Consider the following 18,290-nt stretch of genomic DNA (forward strand, 5'->3'; position numbering starts at 1 on the left):
CGCGTGCCGTTTTGACAAAGAGGCTGCGCGCGTGAGCGGGCAGCCTCTTTGGGGCGACAGTTGGAGAACCGTCTTATTGCTTGGAAGCAGCTACTTGAGCAGCAACTTCTTCTGCGAAGTTGTCGACTGGCTTCTCGATGCCTTCGCCTACTTTGAAGTAGGTGAACGATACGATTTCAGCACCGGCTTTCTTGGCCAGCTCGCCGACCTTGATTTCCGGGTTCTTGACGAACGCTTGCTCGACCAGGCTGGCTTCAGCCAGGAACTTGCTGATACGACCGGCAACCATCTTCTCGGCGATATCGGCAGGCTTGCCTTTGAGCTTGTCTTCGTTCAGCTGCAGGAAGACGTTCTTCTCGCGCTCGATCGCTTCGGCCGAAACGTCGGAAGGCAGCAGGAACTCAGGGTTGCTGGCTGCAACGTGCATCGCGATGTCTTTGGCCAGTTCAGCGTCGCCGCCTTTGAGGGCTACGACCACGCCGATCTTGTTGCCGTGCAGGTAGGAACCCAGAACGTCACCTTCAACACGCGCCAGACGACGAATGTTGACGTTCTCGCCGACCTTAGCAACCAGAGCGGTACGCTCGGTTTCCTGAGCTTCGATCAGCTGCTCGACGGTGAAGTCTTGCTGTTCGAATGCTTTTGCGACGCTGGAAGCGACGAAGGTCTTGAAGTCGTCCTGCAGAGCCAGGAAGTCGGTCTGCGAGTTGACTTCGATCAGGACGGCGCGCTTGCCGTTGTCCTTGATAGCGATGGCGCCTTCAGCAGCAATGTTGCCTGCTTTTTTGGCGGCCTTGATTGCGCCCGAAGCACGCATATCGTCGATGGCTTTTTCGATGTCGCCGCCGGCCTTGGTCAAGGCCTTTTTGCAGTCCATCATGCCTTCGCCAGTACGCTCGCGCAGTTCTTTGACCAACGCTGCAGTAATCTCTGCCATTTCAAAATCCTCTTGGATAGGTCTTCAACCATTCCACCCGCTGGGCGGGCGTTCAAATTCTTGAAAAGCCATGGTGACCGCTGCACATGACATCAGGTCGATGGCAACGCCAGATGGTTTTCGAGGTGGCAAAAAGGGGGCCTAGCCCCCTTTTTGCGTACTGAGTAAACGCCAGGCGTTTGCTACTCAGCCTTCAACAGTTGCCGCTGGAGCTTCTTCAACGTAAACGTCGGTGCCGCCAGCAACGTTGTTGCGACCACGGATGACAGCATCAGCCATCGAACCCATGTACAGCTGGATGGCGCGAATGGCGTCATCGTTGCCTGGGATGATGTAGTCAACACCTTCAGGGCTGCTGTTGGTATCGACTACGCCGATGACCGGGATGCCCAGCTTGTTGGCTTCGGTGATAGCAATGCGCTCGTGATCAACGTCGATAACGAACAGAGCGTCTGGCAGACCGCCCATATCCTTGATACCGCCCAGGCTACGATCCAGCTTTTCCAGATCGCGAGTGCGCATCAGCGCCTCTTTCTTGGTCAGCTTGGCGAAGGTACCGTCTTCAGCCTGAACTTCGAGCTCGCGCAGACGCTTGATAGAAGCACGGATGGTTTTGAAGTTGGTCAGCATGCCGCCCAACCAGCGGTGATCGACGTACGGCGAACCGCAACGTGCTGCTTCTTCAGCGACGATCTTGCCAGCGGAACGCTTGGTGCCGACGAACAGGATCTTGTTTTTGCCCTGAGCCAGGCGCTCAACGAAAGTCAGTGCTTCGTTGAACATAGGCAGGGTTTTTTCAAGGTTGATGATGTGAATCTTGTTACGCGCGCCGAAAATGTACTTACCCATTTTCGGATTCCAGTAACGGGTTTGGTGACCGAAGTGCACACCGGCCTTCAGCATATCGCGCATGTTGACTTGGGACATGATAGTTCCTTGATAAGTCGGGTTAGGCCTCCACGTATCCCAATGACCAACCAACGGCTTGAGCCGAGGGCACCCAGGTCATCGTGTCGACACGTGTGTGGGTTTGAGCTTTCGGGACGTACCCCGTAAAGCGGCGCATTTTATATCACAAAAGCTCTGATAACGGAACCCGAAATAAGATCCTGTTTTTCAGACGCTTTTTCATGCTTCGCCGCGTCGATGGACACGGCCGCGGGCATGCATATAAGGAAGCGATGATAACCCGCCCGGCGACGGTCTGGTAGAATCGCGTTTTTCCGTGTTTTAGCTGCGGCCCTGCCGCGCCGAGAGAGCCTTGTATGACCGTTACCCTCAAAACCCCTGAAGACATTGAAAAGATGCGTATCGCCGGCCGTCTCGCCGCCGACGTGCTCGAGATGATCGGGGCGTACGTCAAGCCTGGCGTCACCACCGACGAGCTGGATCGTATCTGCCATGACTACATCGTCAATGAGCAGAAAGCCATTCCGGCGCCGCTGAATTACAAGGGTTTTCCGAAATCCATCTGCACCTCGATCAATCACGTGGTCTGCCACGGCATTCCGAACGAGAAGCCACTCAAGGATGGCGACGTACTGAACATCGACGTGACCGTCATCAAGGACGGTTACCACGGCGACACCAGCAAAATGTTTCATGTGGGCAAAGTGCCCGAGTGGGCCGAGCGCCTGTCGCGTGTGACTCAGGAGTGTCTGTATAAAGGCATCGAGGTCGTCAGGCCGGGTGCGCACCTTGGCGACATCGGCGAGGTGATCCAGAAGCACGCAGAGAAGAATGGCTTCTCGGTCGTCCGTGAATACTGCGGCCACGGCATCGGCAAGGTCTTCCACGAAGAACCTCAAGTGGTGCATTACGGCAAGGCCGGCACCGGCATGGAGCTCAAGGAAGGCATGACCTTTACCATCGAGCCCATGATCAACCAGGGCAAGGCTGACACGCGTCTGCTTGGCGACGGCTGGACAGCCATCACCAAGGACCGCAAGCTGTCGGCGCAGTGGGAACACACCATTCTGGTGACCGCTTCGGGCTACGAGATCTTCACCTTGCGCAGCGATGACACCATCGCCCGCGTCTCGGCCTGATCCCACGCCGCTACCCAGTACGGTCGATATAGATAGAAGGAAAGCAGTTCGATGCCGCAGGTGGACCCAGATTTGTTCGATCGCGGCCAGTTCCAGGCCGAACTGGCGCTCAAGGCCAGCCCCATCCCGGCCTTCAAGAAAGCCATACGTCAAGCCCGCGAGGTGCTGGACCAACGCTTCAAATCAGGCCGGGAGATCCGCAGACTGATCGAGGACCGCGCCTGGTTCGTCGACAATATTCTGCAGCAGGCCTGGGACCAGTTCGACTGGAGCGAAGACGCCGACATCGCCCTTTTGGCGGTGGGCGGGTATGGCCGAGGCGAACTGCACCCCTATTCCGACATCGACCTGCTGATCCTGCTGGACAGCGCCGATCATGAGGTTTTCCGCGATTCCATTGAGCGTTTCCTTACGCTGTTGTGGGACATCGGCCTGGAAGTGGGTCAGAGCGTTCGCTCGGTGGACGAATGTGCCACCGAGGCTCGCGCTGATCTGACCGTGATCACCAATCTCATGGAAAGCCGCACCATCGCAGGACCCGAGCGGCTGCGCCAGCGCATGCTGGAAGTCACCAGCACTGGCGAGATGTGGCCCAGCAAGGAATTCTTTCTGGCCAAACGCGCCGAACAGAAAACCCGCCATCACAAGTATTTTGATACCGAATACAACCTCGAACCCAATGTGAAGGGCTCGCCGGGCGGTCTGCGTGATATCCAGACGATTCTCTGGGTTGCGCGCCGCCAGTACGGCACGCTCAATCTGCACGCGCTGGCCGATCAGGGCTTTTTGCTGGAAAGCGAAAACGCGCTGCTGGCGTCGTCTCAGGAATTTCTCTGGAAGGTGCGTTACGCGCTACACATGCTGGCGGGCCGCTCCGAGGACCGGCTGCTGTTCGACTACCAGACCAACATCGCGCGCCTGCTCGGCTACCAGGACAGCGACGCAAAGCTGGCCATAGAGCGCTTCATGCAGAAGTACTACCGCGTGGTCATGAGCATCGCCCAACTCAGCGACCTGATCATTCAGCATTTCGAAGAAGTGATCCTTTCCGATGACGAGCACACCGTCACCGAATCGATCAACTCGCGCTTCCAGCTCCACGACGGGTACATCGAGGCAACCCACGCGAACGTTTTCAAACGCACGCCCTTCGCGATGCTGGAGATATTCGTGCTGATGGCGCAACGCCCGGAAATCAAAGGCGTGCGTGCCGACACCATTCGCCTGCTGCGCGAACACAGGCACCTGATCAACGATGATTTCCGCAACGATATCCGCAATACCAGCCTGTTCATCGAACTGTTCAAGTGCGAGATCGGCATTCACCGCAATCTGCGTCGCATGAACCGGTACGGCATTCTGGGCCTTTATCTGCCGGAGTTCGGCCACATCGTCGGGCAGATGCAACACGATCTGTTCCACATTTATACCGTCGACGCCCACACGCTGAATCTGATCAAACACCTGCGTAAGCTTCAATACACCCAGGTGTCGGAGAAATTCCCGCTTGCAAGCAAGCTCATGGCCAAGCTGCCCAAGCCTGAATTGATCTACCTGGCCGGCCTTTATCACGATATCGGCAAAGGTCGCGGCGGCGATCATTCAGAACTCGGTGCAGTGGACGCCGAAGCCTTCGGCATTCGCCACCACTTGCCGCAGTGGGACACGCAGTTGATCGTCTGGCTGGTGCAAAACCATCTGGTCATGTCCACCACGGCGCAACGCAAGGATCTGTCCGATCCGCAAGTCATCCACGACTTCGCTCAGTTCGTGGGCGACGAGGTGCATTTGGATTACCTTTATGTCCTGACGATCGCCGACATCAACGCGACGAATCCGACGTTGTGGAACTCCTGGCGTGCCAGCTTGCTGCGTCAGCTTTACACCGAGACCAAACGCGCGCTCAAACGCGGTCTGGAAAACCCGGTCGACCGCGAGGAGCAGATCCGTCGCACGCAGAGCGCAGCGCTGGACATATTGGTGCGCAGCGGCACAGACCCCGACGATGTCGAGCAGTTATGGTCCCAGCTTGGCGACGATTACTTCTTGCGCCACACCGCGGGCGACGTTGCATGGCACAGCGATGCAATCCTGCAGCAGCCCGTCGACGGCGGTCCTCTGGTGTTGATCAAGGAGACGACGCAGCGTGAATTCGAGGGCGGCACGCAGATATTCATCTACGCGCCGGACCAGCACGACTTTTTCGCAGTGACCGTAGCGGCGATGGACCAGTTGAACCTGAACATTCACGACGCTCGGGTCATCACGTCTACCAGCCAGTTCACCCTTGACACCTACATCGTGCTGGACAGCGACGGCGGCTCCATCGGCGATAATCCCGAGCGGATCAAGACCATCCGCGAAGGGCTGACTGAAGCGCTGCGCAACCCGGACGACTACCCGACGATCATCAAGCGTCGAGTGCCCCGTCAGCTCAAGCACTTTGCCTTCGCCCCGGTCGTCACGATTTCCAATGACGCACAGCGTCCGGTCACCGTGCTGGAGCTCAGCGCCCCGGACCGTCCCGGCCTCCTCGCCCGCGTGGGCAAGATATTCCTGGAGTTCGATCTGTCTCTGCAGAACGCCAAGATTGCCACCCTGGGCGAGCGGGTCGAAGACGTCTTCTTCCTGACCGATGAAAACAACCAGCCGCTGTCCGATCCCCAGCTGTGTCGCCGCCTGCAGGACGCGATCGTCCAGCAACTGAGCGTCAACCCGGAACCGGGCAGCGAACTGCGCATCAGCATCTGAACGCCCTGACGAACCGATTCAACAGCGCCTGAACCTTCTGATACGGGATGTCAGGCGCCCAGCTCCCTGAGACCTATTGCACATGAATAACGCTCTGCAGCAGCTTCAGCCTTACCCGTTCGAAAAACTCCGCGCCTTGCTTGGCAGCGTCACGCCCAACCCTGACAAGCGCCCGATCGCCCTGTCGATCGGCGAACCCAAGCACACATCGCCCGAGTTCGTCGCAAAGGCGCTGGCCGACAACTTGGACCAGATGGCTGTCTACCCCACCACGGCCGGGATTCCTGCACTGCGTGAAGCCATCGCCAACTGGTGCGAGCGCCGTTTCAGCGTTCCGCAGGGCTGGCTGGACGCTAACAAGCACGTGCTGCCGGTCAACGGCACGCGCGAAGCACTGTTCGCGTTCACCCAGACGGTGGTCAATCGCAGCGATGACGGTCTGGTGATCAGCCCGAACCCGTTCTATCAAATCTACGAAGGCGCCGCGTTCCTCGCCGGTGCCAGGCCGCATTACCTGCCGTGCCTTGCAGAGCATGGCTTCAATCCTGACTTCGACGCCGTGCCGGCTGACGTTTGGAAACGCTGCCAGATTCTCTTCCTGTGCTCGCCGGGTAACCCGACGGGCGCGCTTATCCCCATTGAGACGTTGAAGAAGCTCATTGCGCTGGCCGACGAATACGACTTCGTGATCGCCGCCGACGAATGCTACAGCGAGCTTTACTTCGACGAGGACGCGCCTCCACCGGGTCTGCTCAGCGCATGCGCCGAACTGGGCCGTCAGGATTTCAAGCGTTGCGTGGTGTTCCACAGCCTCTCCAAACGCTCCAACCTGCCGGGACTGCGTTCAGGATTCGTCGCCGGCGATGCCGAGATTCTCAAGGCCTTTCTGCTTTATCGGACCTATCACGGTTGCGCGATGCCGGTTCAGACGCAATTGGCGAGCATCGCGGCATGGAACGATGAAGAACACGTACGCGCCAACCGGACGCTGTACCGGGAAAAGTTCGATGCGGTGCTGGAAATCCTCTCTCCGGTAATGGACGTGCAACGCCCTGACGGTGGCTTCTATCTCTGGCCGAACGTCGGCACCGATGACGCAGCATTCTGCCGCGACCTGTTTGTCACCGAGCATGTGACTGTCGTGCCGGGTTCTTACCTGTCCCGCGATGTCGAGGGCTTCAACCCGGGTGCCGGGCGCGTCCGCATGGCACTGGTTGCACCGCTCGCCGAATGTGTCGAGGCAGCCGAGCGGATCCGCGCATTCGTTCAACGTTGACCATTGTGCCGCCCTCAGAAACTTAAGGTGCGGTACATATGTAGTGCACTCGCGTTTCTTTCACACCGGATAATCGGACCTCCTTCAATCCTGCTCGAACAGGGAGGTCCACCGATGCGCCTCATCCACTCCGTCAAGACCTGCCCGCCCTATTTGGCCGGCCCCAGATTGGCCTCGTTAAGATCGAGCTCTGCCAGAATCTGGCCCAGCACATCGTCCCCGATCTGGTGATGACGATGCAGACGGTAAAGCTCCAGTCGTTGAGCACGCAGGGCATTGATGCGCATGCGCTTCTCCACTTGATCCATCTGAAACGCCAGTGCCTGGGCTTCGGCCGTGTCGTTGAACATCTCCAGCCGATGGCGGTACTCGGACATGATGCGCGACTTCACCTCGGTCGCCAGTACCGCCTGCGCGGCATCCGGAGACGTCGTGGCATCCGCCACCTCGGGATTTTCCAGTGCGTGGATCGCCGCTTCCGCCGTGCGTTTCCAGGCATCGCGCACTTCTCGCTTCAGGCGCAGATCGGGCTCGCTGGTCAGACCGCGCACCAGCAGCGGCAAGGCAATACTGGCCACCACCAGGGAGATGAGGATGACGCCGGCAGCAATGAATATCAGCAGGTCACGCTCGGGAAACTCGATACCCGCGCTGATCAGCATCGGCACCGACAGAGTACCGGCCAGCGTCACAGCCCCGCGCACGCCACCGACCGTCAACAACAGGGACGAACGGGTCGAGAGCTCCAGCGAGCCGTCGCCGCGTCCGCGCCAACGACGTATCCGGATCATCAGACGCCAGATGCTTTGCACCCAGACATAACGCAGCACGGCCAGCACCACGAAAATGGCCAGCACATCCAGGCAACGCCACAACAGCGTCGGCCAGAGCGTGACCTCGTGGACAGTGACGGCCGAAATGATGTCCGGCAACTGGAGGCCCAACAGGAGGAAAATCAGGCCGTTGAACGCGAACTCCAGCAACGTCCATACGCTTCGGTTGAGCAGCCGGGTGCTGGTCTGGCGCGGCAGCAGGTCCACCCAGCTTTGCATCATTCCTGCGGCCACCGCGGACAGGATGCCGGAAACCTGCAGCCGTTCCGCCAGCACGTAGGCAGCAAACGGCAGCAGCAACATGAATACCACGTGGGTCGCTGGATCATCCCAGCCGCGGGTGATCATCCAGCTGCGCATCCGCCCTACCAGCCAGCTGAGCGCGATGCCGACGGCCAGGCCGCCGCACGCGACGAGGATGAAATTGAGGCTCGCATCGGCAATGGAGAACACGCCGGTGATCGCTGCGGCCAGCGCGAACTTGAAGGTCACCAGGCCAGACGCATCGTTCATCAGCGCCTCGCCCTGCAACATCCGCATGATCGGCGCTGGCAGGCGATCCTGAGCGATGGCGGACACCGCAACGGCGTCGGTCGGCGACAGAACGGCTGCCAGGGCAAAGGCTACCGGCAGAGGGACAGCGGGCAACAACCAGTGAATGAAATAACCGGCGCCTATGACCGTGAAGATAACCAGACCAACCGCCAGCGTGAGGATGGGCCCGCGATAGCGCCAGAAGTCTCGCTTGGGCATGCGCCAGCCATCGGAAAACAGCAAGGGTGGCAGAAACAGAAACAGGAACAGCTCGGGATCCAGCGCCACGTGCAGCCCCAGCGTCGGCCAGGCGAGCAATGCGCCCGCGGCGATCTGCACCAAGGGCAACGGCAGGGGAATGACACGGGCCAGTAATCGCGAGACACCCACAAGCGTCAGAAGGATAAGGACGGTATAGGCTGTCTGCATTGCGTGCTTCCCCGAGCGAGCGACTGATGACTGCCATCCAGTCGGCTGGATGCAGCGTCGAGGTGCCATATTAGCGGTTTAACATGACGCCTCGCCTTAACACTTAGGTCAGGGCCAGACCGCTGCAGGTCGGTTGCAATGCAGAAACCCTTGCCAGGCCGCGCCCAACCGGCTTGTACGTGGCATAATCCGTCACCGTTTTTTCCAACCATTGCAAAGGGGGCAAGCTCATGGCCGAAAATACCAACACATTGCACCTCTACGGAATCAAGGCGTGCGACACGATGAAGAAGGCTCGCACCTGGCTCGATGAAAAATCGGTGAACTACGATTTCCATGACTACAAGACGCTGGGCATCGACCGCGAACACCTGACCCAGTGGTGCAACGAGCACGGCTGGCAGACGGTACTGAACCGCGCAGGTACGACCTTCCGCAAACTGGACGAGTCGCAGAAAGCCGACCTGGACCAGGAAAAAGCGATTGAACTGATGCTCGCCCAACCGTCGATGATCAAGCGCCCAGTGCTCGATCTTGGCGGCAAAACCCTGATTGGTTTCAAACCCGAACTGTACGCTGCGGCTATCGCCTGATTGAGATAGCCCTAAATAACGAGGTATCTGCATGTCCACTTCTCTGTTCAGCCTGGCCTTCGGCGTTGGCACCCAAAATCGTCAAGGCACCTGGCTGGAAGTCTTCTACGCCCTGCCGCTGCTTGACCCTTCGGCTGAAATCGTCGCCGCAGTCGCCCCGATCCTCGGCTACACCGGTGGCAATCAGGCCATCAGTTTCAACACCGATCTGGCCTCGAAACTGGCTGAAGCACTGAAATCCGTCGATGCTTCGCAAGCCGCTCTGCTGACCCGTCTGGCTGAAAGCCACAAGCCGCTGGTTGCAACGCTGCTGGCCGAAGACGCTGCGCTGACGTCCACGCCTGAGGCGTACCTGAAGCTGCACCTGCTGTCCCATCGCCTGGTCAAGCCGCACGGTCTGAGCCTGGCGGGCGTGTTCCCCCTGCTGCCGAACGTGGCCTGGACCAGCCAGGGCGCAATCGATCTGGCCGAACTGGCGCAGCGTCAGCTGGAAGCGCGTCTGAAGGGCGAGCTGCTGGAAGTGTTCTCCGTCGACAAATTCCCGAAAATGACCGACTACGTGGTTCCGGCCGGCGTGCGTATCGCTGACACCGCTCGCGTGCGTCTGGGTGCCTACATCGGCGAAGGCACAACCGTCATGCACGAAGGTTTCGTGAACTTCAACGGCGGCACCGAAGGCCCGGGCATGATCGAAGGTCGCGTGTCGGCTGGAGTGTTCGTTGGCAAGGGTTCCGATCTGGGCGGCGGCTGCTCGACCATGGGCACGCTGTCCGGTGGCGGCAACATCGTGATCAAGGTCGGCGAAGGCTGCCTGATCGGCGCGAACGCCGGTATCGGCATCCCGCTGGGCGACCGCAATACCGTTGAAGCCGGTCTGTACATCACTGCGGGGACCAAAGTGGCCCTGCTGGACGAGAAAAACGAACTGGTCAAGGTTCTTAAGGCCCGCGACCTCGCCGGTCAGCCTGATCTGCTGTTCCGTCGCAACTCGCAAACCGGTGCCGTGGAATGCAAATCCCACAAGTCGGCTATCGAGCTGAACGAAGCGCTGCACGCTCACAACTGACCGACTCGGGTGAGCGGGTTCATTGTGGGCAATTGCTCGACGAGGGACGGCAGATTCTGCCCGCCCCTGTCGGCTGATGCAGCCCGTATGAATTCGCTTGCACAGTGGAGAGAGCACGATTCTCATGTCCCTCATTTCCCCCTGGCGCGCTGACTTTCCTGCCCTCGACGCCCTCCAGCGGCAAGGACAGACGTATCTGGACAGCGCCGCCACCGCGCAAAAACCTCAAGCCCTGATCGACGCCATGGCACATTACTACGCCAATGGTGCTGCTAACGTTCATCGAGCCCAGCACCTGCCCGGCGCGATGGCGACTCAGGCCTTCGAGGATACGCGTCGCAAAGCGGGCGAATGGTTGAATGCGGGCGACAGCGGCCATGTCGTTTTTACGCACGGTACGACGTCTGCGTTGAATCTGCTTGCCTACGGGCTCGAACATCTTTTTGAAGCGGGCGATGAGATCGTCATCAGCGCGCTGGAGCACCATGCCAACCTGCTGCCCTGGCAACAGCTGGCAAAACGTCGACAGGCTCGGCTGGTCGTCCTGCCTCTGACGACGCAGGGCGTGATCGACCTCGACGCCGCTGCTACGCTGATCAGCTCGCGTACCCGCTTGCTGGCGGTCGGTCAGTTGTCCAATGTGCTCGGCACCTGGCAGCCGGTTGCTCAACTGATCGCACTGGCTCGCGCCCAAGGCGCCTTGACGGTGATCGACGGCGCGCAAGGCGTGGTTCATGGACGTCACGACGTCCAGGCCATGCATTGCGACTTCTATGTGTTCTCCGGTCACAAGCTGTATGGCCCGGATGGTGTGGGCGTGCTGTTCGGTCGCCATCAGGCGCTGGCGCAGCTGCGACACTGGCAGTTCGGTGGCGAGATGGTTCTGCAGGCCGGTTATCTGGACGCAACCTTCCGTCCTGCTCCGCTGGGCTTCGAGGCGGGCACTCCGCCTATCAGCGCGGTGATTGGCCTTGGCGCCACGTTCGACTACCTGAACGATGTCAATCAAACGGCGGTGGCCGAACACGAGGCGAGGCTGCACGATCTGCTGTGTGCCGGGCTGCTGTTGCGCGAAGGCGTTCGGCTGTTGGGTGATCCGAGCGTGGCGCTGGCAAGCTTCGTGATCGAGGGCGTTCACAATGCCGATCTCGCCCACTTGCTGACTGAGCAGGGCATCGCGGTGCGCGCCGGCCATCACTGCGCAATTCCGCTGATCAGCAGCCTCGGGCTCGCTGGCGCAATCCGGGTGTCACTGGGTCTGTACAACGACTCGGAGGATTTGGCGCACTTCTTCAACGCACTGGATCAGGCGCTGGAGTTGCTGCGATGAACCTTCCGCCACTGGCGCAGACCGCGCTGGAAACCTTCGGCGCCCCGATGAGCTGGGAACAACGCGCACGTCTTCTGATGCAATGGGGGGATCGCCTGCCGCCCTTTGCCGACCAGGAAAAGTCCGACGAGCATCTGGTGGACGGTTGCGAGAGCAAGGTCTGGCTGCTCGGCGATGTGATTGACGGTCATTGGCAGTTTCGCGCGGCCAGCGACGCGCGCCTGATTCGTGGTCTGGTCGCCCTGCTGCTCGCCCGGGTCAATGGCTTGTCAGCGCAGGATCTGCAACGGGTCGATCTTGCGGACTGGTTCAATCAGCTGGGGCTCAGCCGCCAGTTGTCGCCGTCACGCAGCAACGGTTTGAATGCGGTATTGCAGAAAATGCGGCAGTTGGCGGGTTGAATCGCGCCACCCGCGCCATGTCTGCTCATTGCGGGAGCGAGCGTGCCCGAGAAAAGGCAGTACACCCGCTGTAGATTCAGTGTCCGGACCTCATTCTTCGCGAGCGCGTTTGCTCCTACAAAGATCAAGGCCAGACATTCAAGACCCGGCGGCTGCTTTCGCCTTGACCCGATCCGCTGGACGCCGCACGCCCGCCACGATCTTTTCCACCGCTTTGGTGGCCGCCACCATGCCGAACGTCGCGGTGACCATCATCACGGCGCCAAAACCACCGGCGCAGTCGAGCTTCACGCCGTCACCGACAAAGCTTTTCTGCAAGCAGATGCTGCCATCCGGTTTGGGATAACGAAGCTGCTCGGTGGAAAACACGCAGGGCACGCTGTAATGGCGGGTGACGGTGCGTGAGAACCCGTAATCGCGACGCAATGTCGACCGCACCTTGGAAGCAAGCGGGTCGTTGAACGTGCGGTTCAAATCGCAGACCTGAATCAGTGTCGGGTCAATCTGTCCGCCCGCGCCGCCCGTGGTGATGATCTGGATCTTGCGACGCTTGCACCAGGCAATCAGAGCGGCCTTGGCGTTCACGCTGTCGATGCAGTCCAGGACGCAATCGATGTTCGGCGTGATGTATTCGGCCATGGTTTCACGGGTGACGAAGTCGGCAACGGCGTGCACGACGCAGTCCGGGTTGATCTCACGCAGGCGATCGGCCATGACCTCGACCTTGGGCCGGCCGACGGTGCTGGTCAGTGCGTGCAACTGCCGGTTGCTGTTGCTGACGCAAACGTCGTCCATGTCGAACAGCGAGATTTCCCCGACGCCACAGCGAGCCATGGCTTCGGCCGCCCACGAACCGACGCCGCCGATGCCGACGACCGCCACATGGGCAGCGCGCAAACGCTCCAGCCCGTCGATGCCATACAGGCGGGCGATGCCAGCGAACCGCGGATCTTCTGTGCTCATGACCAATACCCCAAAAAACCGGCGCGCATTATAGGCCTTGCCTGAGTTTGGGACAGCTGTTTGGTGGGGGTGTTTGGTCTGAAAACCATCAGACGCTGCCTCCGCAAAACAACTCTCTGCAGAAACGGACTACATTTTCTTCAGAACAGAACTTCAACATTTGTCAGCTGCCCAAGGTCGTGCTGGCGGGCGTCCGTCAGTTTTTCCGTTCCCCGCTTGGAACCTGAAGTCCCTATGTCATCGCGTAAATTTGGTCTCAACCTGGTGGTCGTCGTGGCGATCGCCGCGCTCTTTACCGGTTTCTGGGCATTGATCAATCGCCCTGTCTCTGCCCCTGACTGGCCTGAACAAATCTCTGGGTTCTCTTATTCACCTTTCAGACTGGGACAAAACCCACAGAAAGGCGTGTATCCGTCTGACGACGAAATGCGCCAAGACCTGGAGCTGATGAGCAAACAGACTGACAACATCCGCATCTACTCCGTGGATGGCAGTCTGCAGGACATCCCTCGACTGGCCGAAGAGTTCGGCCTGCGCGTGACGCTCGGCATCTGGATCAGCCCGGACCTTGAGCGTAACGAGCGTGAAATCAATACCGCCATCGCGCTCGCCAACACGACCCGCAGCGTAGTGCGCGTGGTGGTCGGTAACGAGGCGCTGTATCGCGAGGAAATCAAGCCCAAGGACCTGATCGCGCTCCTCGACCGCGTCCGCGCAGCAGTGAAGGTGCCGGTTACCACCTCAGAGCAGTGGCACATCTGGGAGAAGTATCCCGAACTCGCGAAACATGTGGACCTGATCGCCGCGCACATCCTGCCGTACTGGGAATACATCCCCATGGACAAAGCCGGACAGTTCGTTTTTGACCGGGCACGCGAGCTCAAGCACATGTTCCCCAAGAAACCGCTGCTGCTGTCCGAAGTCGGCTGGCCGAGCAATGGGCACATGCGCGGCGGGGCCGATGCCACCCAGGCGGATCAGGCGATTTATCTGCGCACGCTGGTCAACAAACTCAACCGTCAGGGCTTTAACTACTTCGTGATCGAGGCCTTCGATCAGCCGTGGAAAGCCAGCGACGAAGGCTCGGTCGGCGCGTATTGGGGCGTTTACAACGCCGCCCGGCAACAGAAATTCAACTTTGAAGGCCCTGTGGTCGCGATTCCTCAGTGGCGGGTGCTGGCCATCGGCTCGGCGGTGCTGGCCATGCTCGCGCTGGCGCTGCTGTTGATCGACGGCTCGGCGCTGCGTCAACGCGGTCGGACCTTCCTGACCTTCATCGCGTTCCTGTGCGGATCGGTGCTGGTATGGATCGGCTATGACTACAGCCAGCAATACAGCACCTGGTTCAGCCTGCTCGTAGGATTTTTACTGGCGCTGGGCGCATTTGGTGTGTTCATCGTACTGCTCACGGAGGCCCACGAATTGGCAGAAGCGGTCTGGACGCACAAGCGTCGGCGCGAATTCCTGCCTGTTGAAGCGGATACCGCCTACAGGCCCAAGGTCTCGGTGCACGTTCCTTGTTACAACGAGCCTCCGGAGATGGTGAAGCAGACGCTCAACGCCCTGGCCGCGCTGGACTATCCGGATTTCGAGGTGCTGCTGATCGATAACAACACCAAGGACCCGGCCGTCTGGGAGCCCGTCAAAGCGCATTGTGAAATGCTCGGCGAGCGCTTCAAATTCTTCCACGTGGCGCCATTGGCAGGCTTCAAAGGGGGTGCGCTGAACTACCTGATTCCCCACACCGCGCCCGATGCAGAGGTGATTGCGGTGATCGATTCGGATTACTGCGTGGACCGCAACTGGCTCAAGCACATGGTGCCGCACTTTGCCGATCCGAAAATCGCGGTGGTGCAGTCGCCGCAGGATTATCGCGATCAACACGAAAGCGCGTTCAAAAAGCTCTGCTATTCGGAATACAAAGGGTTCTTCCACATCGGCATGGTCACCCGCAACGACCGCGACGCGATCATTCAGCATGGCACCATGACCATGACCCGCCGTTCGGTGCTTGAGGAGTTGGGCTGGGCAGACTGGTGCATCTGCGAGGATGCAGAATTGGGCCTGCGCGTGTTCGAGAAGGGCTATTCGGCGGCGTACGCTCACAACAGCTTCGGCAAAGGGCTGATGCCGGACACCTTTATCGATTTCAAGAAGCAGCGTTTCCGCTGGGCCTACGGCGCGATTCAGATCATCAAGCGCCACGCCGCCAGCCTGTTGCGCGGCAAGGGCAGCGAACTGACCCGCGGCCAGCGCTACCACTTCCTTGCAGGCTGGCTGCCCTGGGTGGCGGACGGCATGAACATCTTCTTCACCGTCGGTGCATTGCTGTGGTCCTCGGCGATGATCATCGTGCCCAATCGAGTCGACCCGCCGCTGCTGATTTTCGCGATCCCGCCGCTGGCGCTGTTCTTCTTCAAGGTCGGCAAGATCATTTTCCTCTACCGACGCGCGGTGGGCGTGAACCTGAAGGACGCGTTCTACGCCGCCCTCGCAGGGCTGGCGCTGTCGCACACCATCGCCAAAGCGGTGCTGTATGGCTTCTTCACCACCAGCATTCCGTTCTTCCGGACGCCGAAAAACGCCGACAGCCATGGCCTGCTGGTGGCCATTTCCGAGGCCCGCGAGGAGCTGTTCATCATGCTGCTGTTGTGGGGCGCGGCGCTGGGCATTTGCCTGGTGCAAGGCCTGCCCAGCAACGACATGCGCTTCTGGGTGACGATGCTGCTGGTTCAATCGCTGCCTTATCTGGCCGCGCTGATCATGGCGTTCCTGTCGTCGCTGCCCAAGCCCAAGGCAGCCACAGAACCCGCTACAGCCTGAAACAATCGAGTGCTGTACTAAACGGCGGCCTTCGGGTCGCCGTTTTGCTTTAGAATGGCGGCCTTTTTCAGCTTCGCAGTGCAGCAACGTGGCGCGCGGTTCGATCCGCAGCGTGATCCCGTGGGTGCGAGCCAGCTTGCTTAGAGGCCGGTCAGACATCGATTTGGCGTCTGGCGGTCCGGCTTCGCGAGCAGGCTTACGCCCACAGGAATATCATCGGTTCATCGACCCACGATTTACCTGCCACGTTTGCACAGCCAGACAGTCTCTTTTTACGGACCTTTCATGACAGCCCCAGCCGACCTCTCGCCTACTCTGCAACTCGCCTGCGACCTGATTCGTCGCCCATCGGTCACGCCACTCGACGCCGATTGTCAGGCCGTGATGATGAAACGCCTGGGCGATGCCGGCTTCGCGCTGGAGCCGATGCGCATCGAGGACGTCGACAATTTCTGGGCCGCCCACGGCACCGAAGAGGGTCCGGTCTTGTGCTTCGCCGGTCACACCGACGTCGTCCCGACCGGCCCCGTGACGGCCTGGCAGAACGATCCGTTCAATGCACTCATCGACGAAGACGGGATGTTGTGCGGGCGCGGCGCGGCGGACATGAAAGGCAGCCTGGCGTCGATGATCGTCGCCACCGAGCGCTTTGTCGCCGAATACCCGAACCACAAGGGCAAGATCGCCTACCTGATCACCAGCGACGAAGAAGGCCCTGCGCATCACGGCACCAAGGCTGTCGTCGAACGACTGGCAGCGCGCAAAGAGCGTCTGGACTGGTGCATCGTCGGCGAGCCGTCGAGCACCACACTGGTGGGCGATGTGGTGAAAAACGGTCGTCGCGGCTCCCTCGGCGCCACCCTGACGGTCAAGGGCGTGCAGGGTCATGTGGCTTATCCGCACTTGGCCAGGAATCCCATTCATCAGGCCGCTCCGGCCCTCGCTGAACTCGCGGCCGAGCACTGGGACGCGGGCAATGCGTTCTTCCCACCGACCAGCTTCCAGATCTCCAATCTCAATTCCGGCACGGGCGCGACCAACGTGATTCCGGGTGATCTGACGGCCGTCTTCAACTTCCGTTTCTCCACCGAATCCACCGTCGAAGGCCTGCAGAAACGCGTGGCAGACATTCTCGACAAGCACGGCCTGGAATGGCACGTGGACTGGGCGCTTTCGGGCCTGCCCTTTCTCACCGAACCGGGCGCGCTGCTCGATGCGGTGTCGGCAAGCATCAAGAGCGTCACCGGGCGCGAGACCAAGGCGTCCACCAGCGGCGGCACGTCCGATGGTCGATTCATCGCCACTCTGGGCACTCAGGTCGTCGAGTTGGGCCCGGTGAACGCGACGATTCATCAGGTGAACGAGCGCATCCTGGCGAGCGATCTCGATGTACTGACCGAGATCTACTATCAGACGCTGGTCAAGTTGCTCGCCTGATGCTGACTTGTCCGATCTGCTCCGCACCGCTGGACTCAGCGGATAACGGCGTCGTGTGTCCTGTGGGACATCGCTTCGATCGCGCGCGCCAGGGTTACCTGAACCTGCTGCCGGTGCAGCACAAGAACAGCCGCGACCCTGGCGACAACCAGGCGATGGTCGAAGCGCGCCGCGACTTTCTCAACGCCGGTCACTACGCGCCGGTCGCAAAGCGCCTTGCCGAACTGGCTGCCGAACGCGCGCCCGCGCATTGGCTGGACATCGGCTGTGGCGAGGGGTACTACACCGCACAGATCGCCGAAGCACTTCCACAAGGCGATGGCTACGCGCTGGATATTTCGCGCGAGGCAGTCAAGCGAGCGTGCAAGCGCGACCCCCGGCTGACGTGGTTGATCGCCAGCATGGCCCGCGTACCGCTGCCAGACGCCAGCATTCAATTCATCGCCAGTGTGTTCAGCCCGCTGGACTGGGCCGAAGCCAGGCGCCTGCTTTCCCCTGGCGGCGGGCTCATGCGTGTAGGGCCGACCAACGAACACTTGATGGAACTGCGCCAACGCCTGTACGACGAAGTCCGTGACTACGCCGATGACAAACACCTGGCGCTGGTGCCCGACGGCATGAGCCTGCAGCACAGCGAAACCCTGCGCTTCACGCTGACGCTGCCCGACGGCCAGTCTCGGGCCAACTTGCTGGCCATGACGCCGCACGGCTGGCGCGCGAGTGCCGAACGCCGGGCGAACGTGATCGAGCAGGCCGCGCCCTTCGAGGTCACGGTGTCGATGCGCTACGATTATTTCGTGCTGCAATGATCCGCCTGCAACGTACACAGACTGAATCCGCGAATGGATTTTCCAGAACACTCACGAGGC

14 protein-coding genes are annotated in these 18,290 nt (G+C 60.2%); 10 read left to right on the forward strand and 4 right to left on the reverse strand.

The window, feature by feature from the left end:
• Positions 1 to 73: 73 nt before the first annotated feature.
• Positions 74 to 937, reverse strand: coding sequence for a translation elongation factor Ts (tsf, locus tag QRN36_RS00585; RefSeq protein ID WP_285422373.1), 864 nt, complete (start codon positions 935 to 937; stop codon positions 74 to 76).
• 186 nt (positions 938 to 1,123) lie between these two features.
• Positions 1,124 to 1,864, reverse strand: a complete 741-nt coding sequence (gene rpsB, locus QRN36_RS00590) for a 30S ribosomal protein S2 (RefSeq protein ID WP_074752735.1) — start codon at positions 1,862 to 1,864, stop codon at positions 1,124 to 1,126.
• 338 nt (positions 1,865 to 2,202) lie between these two features.
• Between rpsB and map the strand changes: the two genes are divergently transcribed.
• From map to dapC, 3 genes are all read left to right on the forward strand, one after another.
• A complete protein-coding gene (map, locus tag QRN36_RS00595) occupies positions 2,203 to 2,985 on the forward strand; it encodes a type I methionyl aminopeptidase (RefSeq protein ID WP_285422374.1) in 783 nt (260 codons plus the stop codon).
• A gap of 51 nt (positions 2,986 to 3,036) precedes the next feature.
• The gene (locus QRN36_RS00600; protein ID WP_285422375.1) at positions 3,037 to 5,736 is read left to right on the forward strand and encodes a [protein-PII] uridylyltransferase; all 2,700 of its coding nucleotides are present in this window, start codon (positions 3,037 to 3,039) and stop codon (positions 5,734 to 5,736) included.
• Positions 5,737 to 5,818: 82 nt separating this feature from the next.
• Positions 5,819 to 7,012 (forward strand): succinyldiaminopimelate transaminase, encoded by a 1,194-nt coding sequence (gene dapC, locus QRN36_RS00605; RefSeq protein ID WP_285422376.1) that lies wholly within the window; start codon positions 5,819 to 5,821, stop codon positions 7,010 to 7,012.
• 149 nt (positions 7,013 to 7,161) lie between these two features.
• Here dapC and QRN36_RS00610 read toward each other — a convergent pair whose 3' ends face one another.
• A complete protein-coding gene (locus QRN36_RS00610) occupies positions 7,162 to 8,808 on the reverse strand; it encodes a Na+/H+ antiporter (protein WP_285422377.1) in 1,647 nt (548 codons plus the stop codon).
• 230 nt (positions 8,809 to 9,038) lie between these two features.
• Between QRN36_RS00610 and QRN36_RS00615 the strand changes: the two genes are divergently transcribed.
• The 4 genes from QRN36_RS00615 to QRN36_RS00630 all read left to right on the forward strand — a co-directional run bounded on the left by QRN36_RS00615 (position 9,039) and on the right by QRN36_RS00630 (position 12,198).
• Positions 9,039 to 9,401 carry an ArsC family reductase gene (locus QRN36_RS00615; protein WP_285422378.1) on the forward strand — a complete coding sequence of 121 codons (363 nt, stop codon included), beginning with the start codon at positions 9,039 to 9,041 and terminating at the stop codon, positions 9,399 to 9,401.
• Positions 9,402 to 9,432: 31 nt separating this feature from the next.
• The gene (dapD, locus tag QRN36_RS00620) at positions 9,433 to 10,467 is read left to right on the forward strand and encodes a 2,3,4,5-tetrahydropyridine-2,6-dicarboxylate N-succinyltransferase (RefSeq protein WP_093463290.1); all 1,035 of its coding nucleotides are present in this window, start codon (positions 9,433 to 9,435) and stop codon (positions 10,465 to 10,467) included.
• A 124-nt stretch (positions 10,468 to 10,591) separates the two neighbouring features.
• Positions 10,592 to 11,797, forward strand: a complete 1,206-nt coding sequence (locus tag QRN36_RS00625; protein ID WP_285422379.1) for an aminotransferase class V-fold PLP-dependent enzyme — start codon at positions 10,592 to 10,594, stop codon at positions 11,795 to 11,797.
• Positions 11,794 to 12,198 carry a SufE family protein gene (locus QRN36_RS00630; protein ID WP_285422380.1) on the forward strand — a complete coding sequence of 135 codons (405 nt, stop codon included), beginning with the start codon at positions 11,794 to 11,796 and terminating at the stop codon, positions 12,196 to 12,198. Before QRN36_RS00625 ends, QRN36_RS00630 begins: the two co-directional genes overlap by 4 nt.
• Before the next feature lie 138 nt (positions 12,199 to 12,336).
• On the opposite strand, the gene tcdA is transcribed toward QRN36_RS00630, so the two are convergent.
• On the reverse strand, positions 12,337 to 13,167 hold the full coding sequence (tcdA, locus tag QRN36_RS00635; protein WP_285422381.1) for a tRNA cyclic N6-threonylcarbamoyladenosine(37) synthase TcdA: 831 nt from the start codon (positions 13,165 to 13,167) through the stop codon (positions 12,337 to 12,339).
• Positions 13,168 to 13,395: 228 nt separating this feature from the next.
• On the opposite strand from tcdA, the gene QRN36_RS00640 reads away from it, so the two are divergent.
• The 3 genes from QRN36_RS00640 to QRN36_RS00650 all read left to right on the forward strand — a co-directional run bounded on the left by QRN36_RS00640 (position 13,396) and on the right by QRN36_RS00650 (position 18,230).
• A complete protein-coding gene (locus QRN36_RS00640; RefSeq protein WP_285422382.1) occupies positions 13,396 to 15,984 on the forward strand; it encodes a glycosyltransferase family 2 protein in 2,589 nt (862 codons plus the stop codon).
• Positions 15,985 to 16,269: 285 nt separating this feature from the next.
• Entirely contained in the window at positions 16,270 to 17,421 is a 1,152-nt protein-coding gene (gene dapE / locus QRN36_RS00645) for a succinyl-diaminopimelate desuccinylase (protein ID WP_285422383.1), read from the forward strand.
• The gene (locus QRN36_RS00650) at positions 17,421 to 18,230 is read left to right on the forward strand and encodes a putative RNA methyltransferase (protein WP_093463276.1); all 810 of its coding nucleotides are present in this window, start codon (positions 17,421 to 17,423) and stop codon (positions 18,228 to 18,230) included. The genes dapE and QRN36_RS00650 overlap by 1 nt, the downstream gene beginning before the upstream one ends.
• The last annotated feature ends 60 nt before the right edge of the window (positions 18,231 to 18,290 follow it).

It is taken from the genome of Pseudomonas sp. efr-133-TYG-103a (assembly GCF_030209235.1).
GTDB lineage: Bacteria > Pseudomonadota > Gammaproteobacteria > Pseudomonadales > Pseudomonadaceae > Aquipseudomonas.